Source organism: Collimonas fungivorans (assembly GCF_028292705.1).
GTDB lineage: Bacteria > Pseudomonadota > Gammaproteobacteria > Burkholderiales > Burkholderiaceae_D > Collimonas > Collimonas fungivorans_B.
This window is the reverse complement of the sequence record NZ_JAQGLV010000096.1, coordinates 1-8,645: the sequence shown is the minus strand read 5'-3', so window position 1 is coordinate 8,645 and position 8,645 is coordinate 1. Positions and strand designations below refer to the sequence as shown.

Below are 8,645 nucleotides of genomic sequence, written 5' to 3'. Positions count from 1 at the left end.
TGCAGCACGTCAGGCGCATGAGCCTGATCGACGTGCACCACGCGATCCTGCCGGAAACGGCGCGCCTGCGTCCGGAGCCGGCGCTGCTGCGCGCCGCCGCGGTGGCGGTGGCGGGGCACCCAGGCCTGCAGGTGCTGGCGCCGGTCGACATGGTGCTGCACAGCGCGGTGCACCTGTTCTACGACGGCGAGTTCGACCACGGGCTGCGCGACCTCGTGGACATCCACCGCCTGCTGCAGCGCTTCGGCGCCGACCCTGCTTTCTGGCGCCAGCTGCCGGGGCGTGCCCGTGAAATGCAGCTGGATCGACCGCTGTTCTACGCGCTGCGCCATGCTGCGGCCGTGCTGAATACGCCGGTACCAACCGAGGTGCTGGCGGCGCTGCGGCCGGCCGCGCCGAACCGGCTGCTGCTGGCGCTGATGGACCAGCTGTTCGGCCGCGCGCTGCTGCCGCGCCACGCTAGCTGTTCGGACCGCCTGACGTCGAGCGCGCTGTTCCTGTTGTATATCCGCGGCAACTGGCTGCGCATGCCGCCGCTGATGCTGGCGCGTCACTTGATGCACAAGGCCTTGTTCACCCCGAAACCGGCGCCGGAACCCTGAAGCGGTGCCGGTCACGCTTTTTTCAACTGGCATCGACGGCGCTAATGACATAAGATCAAGGCCAACATTTTTCCATGGCTGTGTCCGACCGACATGAATCGATCATGAACCATGCTGATAATCACTTGATACCTGCAGCTGCAAGGCCTGATTTTCGTTTCGCGCAGCTGGCGCTGCCCCAGGACATGCGGCAAGTAGAGGAAAAAGTCGGCGACCCGGTGCGGACCGCGTACAAGCACCCGCACGAGGCGGCGAAAATCCTGGCCAAGTCATTTTTTAAAGAAATGACCAAGGCGGGATTCGGCGCCAGCCAGATCGTGTGTGCCGCCTCCGAGCTGATCGGACAGCTGCACCAACACTTGCCGCGCCGCCTCCAGGGCGCCGCGGGCGACGAACCAGATATTTGACGAACTACTAGCGCACCAGATGACCACACAATTTGACGCCGCCGTCGGCGAATGGCAGACCCTGCTCGGCAGCGACAATGTGCTGCTGGGCCTCGCGGCCCAGGCCGCTTACGGTGCCGACACCACCGCGGCGCAAGCGCGCCCCATCCCGGCCGGACTGCGGATCGCCGACAGCGCGGCGTTGCCCGAAGTGATGCGCATTGCCTCGCGCAACCTGATCGCTGTTCACCCGATCAGCACCGGGCGCAACTGGGGTTACGGCACCACCGAGGCGCTTCGCGAGGAGTTTGCGATCATCGATTTGTCCGGGCTGAACCGGATCCTTGATTTCGATCCCGACATGGGGGTCGTGACCGTCGAGCCCGGGGTTACCCAGGGAATGCTGGCCGCATATCTCGATAAGGAGAAGCTGCCGTTCATGGTACCGGTGACCGGCGCCGGTCCTAGTTGCAGCCTGCTCGGCAACGCCCTCGAGCGCGGCTACGGCATTACCCCGTATACCGACCATTTTGCCGCAGTGACCGACCTCGAGGCCATCCTGGTCGACGGCAGCCGCTACCGCACCGCGATGAACGAGGCGGCCGGCGACGATCTGGCGCGGCTGTTCAAATGGGGCATCGGGGCCTATTCGGCTGGACTGTTTTCCCAGAGCGGCTTCGGCATCGTCACGAGGATGAGCATCCAGCTGGCGCGCCGCCCGGAATGCACCAAGGTCTGCCTGTTCAGCCTGAAAGACGACGCGCTGCTGGAAAGCGCGGTCGAGCGTATCCGCACCATCCTCGGCAAGCTGCCCGGCACGGTGGGCGGCATCAACCTGATGAACCGGCACCGGGTGCTGGCGATGTCGGCGCCGTATCCGGCCGACCGCATCGGCGACAACGGGCTGATCCTTCCAGAAGCGATCGAGCAACTCGGTCGCCAGTACCAGATCATGCCGTGGACCGGCTTCGGCACCCTGTACGGCACCAAACGCATGGTCGCGGCGGCGCAAAAGGAAATCCGCCAGGCGCTGTCCGGTGTTGCCAGCCGCCTGCTGTTCCTGAACGCAAAGAATGCCGACACCTTGCTGGCGGCGGCGCGCTGGATTCCAGGCGCCGCCGGCCAGCGCCTGAGCAGCACCGCCGCCACGCTGGCGCGGTCGCTCGAGCTGGTCTCCGGCCGGCCGAACGAGACCGCGTTGCCGCTGGCCTACTGGCGCAACCCAGGCGCCGCGCAGTCGAGCCCGCGCGACCCGGCCCGCGACGGCTGCGGCCTGATCTGGTACGCGCCGCTGGTGCCGATGCGGCCGGCCGACGCGCGCGCTTACGTCAATATGGTCACCGAAGTAACCAGCAAGCATGAGATGGAGCCGCTGCTAACGTTCACGTCGCTAAGCGACAAGCTGTTCGACAGTACGGTGCCGCTGATCTTCGCGCGCGACAAGACGGACTCGGCCAAGGCGGCGCAGGCCTGCTACCACGAACTGATTGAGCGTGGCCATGCCCAAGGCTGCTTCCCCTACCGGGTTGCGGTCGGTGCGATGCCCAAGCTGGCCGACAGGATGAAGGAGTCGAACAATTTCCATCAACGCTTGCGCCAAGGCATCGATCCGCACGGCCTGATTGCCCCCGGTCGTTATCGTTAGGAAAAGATAAGTCTTGTTAGCGGCCTGATGTCTGTCGAAAAATCTTACAGTGGCTTGCAGATCATCCGGGCGAAGCTCCCAGAACGACGGTTCGGTCTTCGAAAACTCCTTTAATTACAGTGATTTAGGAAATGCAGCGAATATCTGGCACACCACTTGCTTAATAGTTCATGTCGGTGATGTAGCCTTTAAATTACACTTCCTAAAATCCGGAGAAATCATGAAATCCAAATTACTCGCTTTCGCTCTCGGCCTGTCCGTCAGCATCAGCGCTTTTGCAAATCCAGTGCAGTCGCTGCCTGGCGGCCCACTTTTTGTCAAGTTCACCGGCGCAGAGCAAATCGCCGTCAATGGCGCCAACACCGGCTACGCCAACGAAATCAGCTGGGGCGTGTTTACCGTCGATACCCTGCGCAAGGGCGTCGTTGTCACGCCGAACGCGCAAATTTCGCCATCGGGCCCTGCCTTCTTCAGTGACGGCGCCGGCGCCCAGGTTACCGGTATTTTCTACGGTGTCCAGCAAGGTTCGCCTGCAACGGCCGCCAACCCATTCCCTGGCGCCCTCGGCTACATGGATCTGTACTGGCGCGATATGGACGCCTATAGCTACACCGACATGGGCGCTGTGTCGCTGAACGGACCTGCAGGCATTCGCACCAGCCAGTCGACCGCCACCGGCTTCACCGATGGCACCCTCCTGGCGCACATCGTCTTTACTGCCGGTATCGATCCGAGCAACCCAACCGTGACCATCTCGGGCAGCCAGGTGCCAACCCAGGACGGATTCACCGGCCAGTCGGACTTCTTCGCCAACATCGACATCACCGCCGGTGGCGCCTGGGCTGACAAGCTCGACACCGACTTCTTCAACACCGCCTTTGGCCAGGCCGACCTGAAGTTCAAGAACAGCTACAACCTGCTGACGCAATGGAGCGATCCGACCAATTCGAATATCATTGGTGCAAAGATCGACGATCCAGCACAAGCGTTCGCTTTGCCAGAACCAGGCGCGCTGGCCCTGATGGGTCTGGCGTTGGTCGGCATGGGTGCGATCCGTCGCCGCAAGCAGAAGTAATCACTAGTGCTTCAGATTAAGGCCTCTTCGGAGGCCTTTTTTGTTCTTGAATGCTTGACAACACGCAGGCAGCAGTGTTTACATACTCCCATGCAAATACCGATCCGCCTCCTGCTGCAAATTCCCGCCGCCATGGCAATCGTAGCCCTGGTGCCAGGCAACTGGGCCATACTGGCTGCGCTGGTCCTGATGTGGGCGCTCACCTTCGGCCGCCTGAGCCGGGTCGAGGCCGTGTTCTGTGTCGCGGTGTGCGTGTTCTTCACCGCCATGAACGCCGCTTCGCTGAAGCAGGGGATCTTCGCATTCAGCTCGCCGGACCTGCTCGGCATGCCGGTGTGGGAAGTGTTCATGTGGGGCTTCTACCTGCTGCACACGCGCCGCGTGCTGGACGGGCCGGCGCCGCATGGCCAGCGCGCGACGGTATGGATCCTGGCGCTGCTGTACGCGGCGGCATTTGCCAGTATTCATGACGGCGACACCTTGTTGCTGGTGACCGGCGTGCTGCTCGCTGTCGGGCTGGTGCTGTTCCATGAGCGCCTCGACCTGGCCTACACTGGCTACCTGATCCTGTTCGGCGCGGCCATCGAATACACCGGCGTGCTGAGCGGCCGATGGCACTATCCCGGCAATCCGCCGGGCGGGGTGCCGCTATGGTTCATTACCCTGTGGGGTGGGGTGGGGCTGTTCCTGCGCCGGCTAGTGGTGCCGATCCTGGTACGCTACGAATCCGCAGCCACCAGCGCGGCGCCGGGTGCCGGGCGCGAAGGTGAAAGCGCCGGCGGCTAGCCGAGCGAAATCAGGCGTTTGGCGATACCTGCTTCTTCCTTGGGAGAGAAGAAATAGGGGAACAGCGACCGTTCGGTCCCCGGGTGGTTGCTGGTACCGCCCAGGCACTCGATCTTTTCCTGCACGTCATCCAGGTTGGACCACAACAAATAGGCCGGCGCGGCGACGCGCGGATTGCTGCGCAATTCGGCCAAGCGGGTAAAGCCCAGCATGGTCTCGTAAAAGCGGCGGTGGCGCGGATTGACCTCGATAAACACGTCGGTGCACTTGTGCATGCGCCGGCCGTAAATGAACAGGATGTGAAACAGCGAGGCAAGCGCCATTTTCGAGCGCACGGTCGGATCGAACGCCAACTTGGTAATCTCGCATACCTTGGCGCCGCGCGCGCGGAACGGATCGATCTGGTCCTTGAATACCTCGTCGGCCAGGATGCCGATCGGCGAGTCTATGCCTAGCGTGACAGTTCCCACCACCTCGCCTTTGTCGGAAGCCGAGAGTGTGATGCGGTTGGGATTGTCTTCGATACGGTGAGTGCCGGCGTAGCCGCGCCAAGCGTACATCTTGTTGATCAGCAGACTAGCTGAACTGCGCCCCTCGTCGGTATCGGCAACCCGTATTCCGAAAGATTTTTCGTTGATGGTCACATCACTAATGTTATCACACAAGTTTATGCCACCCCCCTGCGCACGAACTGAGCCGTAGGGCGAATCGCTGCCTTCTGAACTAATTTCGACCAGTCTCGGACGATCGAGGGAAACGCTCATATTTTCTCTCCGCATATTGGTATCGATGCACCATATTGATCTACCAATCGGTACCATCGTAGCATTATTGGCAAGCAGATGCCAGAAAGAAATTACTATTTGCCAATAGAACGGTAAAAATGTCACGCACCTGCTGAAATGTCCCGCCGGGAAAAGAAGCGGGAACTGGACTTATAGCTGCTTGAGTAATGCCTCCGCGTCTGCGAGCCGTGGGAAACCGTTCCCTTTGGCAATGATTTGCTGAACTTCCTTGCGAGCATTCGCTTTATCCCCGGACTTGGCGAGCGCCTGTGCCAGATGCAGACGCACATCGAGGTCGTTTGGCGCAAGACCGGACGCTTTTTGCAGCAGCGGCACGCTGCGCTTGGTGTCGCCGCGCTCGGTCAGGATAGCGCCTAGCGTATCCATTACCGGCGCCACGTCGCCCGCGAGCTTGTAGGCGCGCTCGGCCGTTTCGAGGGCCTTTGGATCCTTTTCCTGTTGGTAGGTCCATGCCAGGTTGTTGAGCGCTGCGGCGTTATCGGGAGTGTGCTTCAGGATCTCCTCCAGCTGCGGAATGGCGGCCTTGTATTGCTTCTTGGCGATATTGCTTTCAGCGGCGTACATGGCGGCCAGTACATCGGTCGGATGTTCACGCATCCATTGCGCAAGCCGCTGATCGGCCTCTTGCTGCTTGCCAGTCCGTACCAGCAGGCCGTGGATGGTCAGCATGACCTTGGTCTGCTTGGTCCGCGCCAATGCTTTTTCGTAGAGCGGCAGAGCCTGGGCATGTTTATTCTGTTGCACCAGGATGTCGGCTTCCATCAGCACGCCAAGATTCTCCTGGCCCTGCTGCTTTTGCATTTCACGCGCGAAGGCGATTGCCTCGTCCGGCCGATTCTTGCGCATCGCAATTTCGGCCAGCCCCAAATAGGCGGGGGTGAAGCCCGGCTGCAGTGCAAGCGCCTTCTTCAGGTCGCTGGTCGCTTCGGTCTCGCTTTTCATCAGCATGTGCACCCCCGCCAGGCGGAGATGCGCCTGGGCCGACTTCGGCGCCACGTTGACCAGCTTGCTGTAGGTTTCCAGCGCGCCGGGCAGGTCGTTGCTCACTATTTGAGCCTGGCCCAGCAGATCGAGCAGGTCGCCGTTGGTCGGGTTGGCGGTCTGCATCTTGCGCGTCAGGGTCAAGGCCTTGGCCGGCTGCTTGGTGCGCAGGTAATGGGCTGCCAGCTGCATGGCCGGCGCGACCGCTTCCGGATTCTCGGCGTTGGCTTTTTCCAGCCACGTGGTGGCCTCGTCGGGATTGTTCTGGGTTTGAGCCAAGGCCGCCAGGGCCGACATCGCGCCGACGTTTTTCTTGTCCTTTTCCAGGAATGCCACCAGGCGCTGCTTCGCCGCGTCCGGCTTCTTGTCTTCCAAGTCCATCTGGGACAGATTCATCACGGCGGCGAAAAAGGTCGGCTGCAGGCTGGCGGCCTTTTCGAAGCTGGCCCGGGCTGCGGGGCGGTCGCCCTTGGTCAGGTGCACGCCACCCTCGAGGTTGCGCGCGATTGCGTTGTCGGGCTGGGCCGCCACCAGCACCTTGGCGGCGGCAAGCGCCTTGTCGTAATGTTTCAAGGTCAGCTCGGCCCTGATCAGCGCAATGCTGGCCTGTTCCGATTTCGGGTCGAGCACGGTGGCGCGCTCGAGTTCGCTGATCGCCTTGGCCTGATCGCCCTGGCCCAGCTTGGATAAGCCGAGCGAGGTATGCAGCGAGGCCGAGGCCGGCGCTAGCGTCGAGGCCTTCTCGAAATAGGTGGACGCCTTGCCGAAGTCGCGCGTCCGCATCGCCGACTCGCCAGCCAGCGCCAGCAACTGCGCGTCCTGGCTGCCGTCTTTGAGCAGCGGTGACAGCGTAGCCACGGCATCGGCCGGCTGCGCACCCTTGAGCTGGACCTCGGCCAGCAGCTTGCGCGCGTAAGCATTCTCGGGGAACTTCTCGAGGTACTTCTTCAGGTGCTGCTCTGCTTGCTGCAGCGAACCGAGATTCAGCTCGACCGCGCCCGCCAGCAGGATTGTGGGCATATGCTCGGGCGCCGAGCGCAGCACTTTTTGCAGCGATTCCTGGGCGGCGGCGTACTTGCCCTGGCTAAAGTCGAGCAGGCCCTGGGTGTAGGTCACAAGCATCGCCGCCGGGGCCACCTTGCGTGCCGCGTCGATGTCGGCCTTGGCAGCATCGAACTTTCCGGCGGCGATTTCCATGTTGGCGCGCTCCATCAGCGCGTTCAGGTGGTCGGGCTTGAGCGTGATGGCCTGGCTGTAGGCGGCCAGCGCATCGGCGTTCTTGCCTTGAGCGCGCATCAGCGTACCCTTGAAGAACCACACTGACGCATCCTGCGGATTGGCCGCGATAGCCTGTTCGACATAGCGGTTGGCGCCCTCGGTATCCTTGTCGAGCATCGCCAGGCGCGCCAGGCCCATCAGCGAGTAGGGGTAGCCGGCCTTGGCGCTGAGCGAGCGTTCGTACGATGCTTTGGAGTTGACGATGTCGTTCAGCGCCAGGTAGGCGTCGCCGCGCACCGCCAGCAGCGCCGGGTCGGACTTGGCGGCCGCTGCCGACGTTTCATCGATCGCCTTTTGCGGCTGCCCCTGCAGCTGCAAGGACTTGCCCAACTCGGGCGCGGCGCGCGCGCCGTCGATGCCGAGGCTTATGGCCTTGCGGATTTCCTTTTCGGCCGACACGGGGTCGCCCAAAGTGTTGTACAGGCCGGCCAGCGCAAAGCGCACCTCGGCGTCTTCCGGATTCTTGGCAGCCGCGTTCTTCAGCTGGATCAGGGCAGCCTTGTTGTCGCCTTTTTGCTGGTATTGCTTCGCTTCAGCCATCAGTGAGGCGGCCGATTCGGTCTTCCCACAGCCGGACAAACCGGCAGCAAGCATCAGGGTCGTGACGATCACGGAGGCGCCAAGGGCCCGTTTGTTTCCACTACGCAGCATATGTATTCCCTTTGTCTGGAGCCCTGTGCGGCGCACTGCGGGCTGAGGTATTCGGTGTTTCGTTTCTTCGTTGTTAATAATACCTCAAGGAATGGGTTATTTCTCCCACAATTGCGGGGGAGTGTTGCTATTCGCGCGCGTCTGAATGGCTTATTCAGGCTTGCGCAGCCGGCTCAGTAAAGCCTCGACGCCGTCGCTTACCGGCAGTCCATGCCGGCGCAGCAGTTGCAGGTGCAGCACCAGGTTTTCCAGCACCAGCTTGGCCGATACCGCGAGCAAGGTCAGCAGGCGATCCTCGGTGCTGAAGTTTTCCATGGCGCCGGCCATCTCGCACAGGTGCGAGGCGACCAGTTCGCGCAACTCGTTTTCGGCGAACGGCAGGTCGGCGAAATCGATCGGATCCTCGATCTCGACTTCATGCATCAGGGCGGCTAA

General features: G+C 62.1%; 8 protein-coding genes. 5 read left to right on the top strand and 3 right to left on the bottom strand.

Annotated features, from left to right (window positions below; translation table 11 throughout):
- The 5 genes from JWQ61_RS04875 to JWQ61_RS04855 form a co-directional block, all read left to right on the top strand.
- On the top strand, positions 1–602 hold a 602-nt coding region (locus tag JWQ61_RS04875), incomplete at its 5' end, for a nucleotidyltransferase family protein (RefSeq protein WP_304359525.1).
- A gap of 104 nt (positions 603–706) precedes the next feature.
- Positions 707–1,009: a hypothetical protein gene (locus tag JWQ61_RS04870; RefSeq protein ID WP_304359524.1), complete on the top strand. Its 303-nt coding sequence runs from the start codon at positions 707–709 to the stop codon at positions 1,007–1,009.
- A gap of 19 nt (positions 1,010–1,028) precedes the next feature.
- Positions 1,029–2,633 carry an FAD-binding oxidoreductase gene (locus tag JWQ61_RS04865; protein WP_304359523.1) on the top strand — a complete coding sequence of 535 codons (1,605 nt, stop codon included), beginning with the start codon at positions 1,029–1,031 and terminating at the stop codon, positions 2,631–2,633.
- Positions 2,634–2,853: 220 nt separating this feature from the next.
- Positions 2,854–3,708, top strand: coding sequence for a PEP-CTERM sorting domain-containing protein (locus JWQ61_RS04860; protein ID WP_304359522.1), 855 nt, complete (start codon positions 2,854–2,856; stop codon positions 3,706–3,708).
- Between the two features lie 132 nt (positions 3,709–3,840).
- Entirely contained in the window at positions 3,841–4,494 is a 654-nt protein-coding gene (locus JWQ61_RS04855; RefSeq protein WP_304359521.1) for a hypothetical protein, read from the top strand.
- On the opposite strand, the gene JWQ61_RS04850 is transcribed toward JWQ61_RS04855, so the two are convergent.
- The 3 genes from JWQ61_RS04850 to JWQ61_RS04840 form a co-directional block, all read right to left on the bottom strand.
- Complete coding sequence (locus tag JWQ61_RS04850; protein ID WP_304359520.1) at positions 4,491–5,159, bottom strand: GNAT family N-acetyltransferase; 669 nt, start codon at positions 5,157–5,159, stop codon at positions 4,491–4,493. The two genes, JWQ61_RS04855 and JWQ61_RS04850, sit on opposite strands and share 4 nt — an antisense overlap.
- Positions 5,160–5,429: 270 nt before the next feature.
- Positions 5,430–8,210, bottom strand: a complete 2,781-nt coding sequence (prsT, locus tag JWQ61_RS04845; protein WP_304359519.1) for an XrtA/PEP-CTERM system TPR-repeat protein PrsT — start codon at positions 8,208–8,210, stop codon at positions 5,430–5,432.
- A gap of 150 nt (positions 8,211–8,360) precedes the next feature.
- On the bottom strand, positions 8,361–8,645 hold a 285-nt coding region (locus tag JWQ61_RS04840; RefSeq protein ID WP_369684881.1), incomplete at its 5' end, for a hypothetical protein.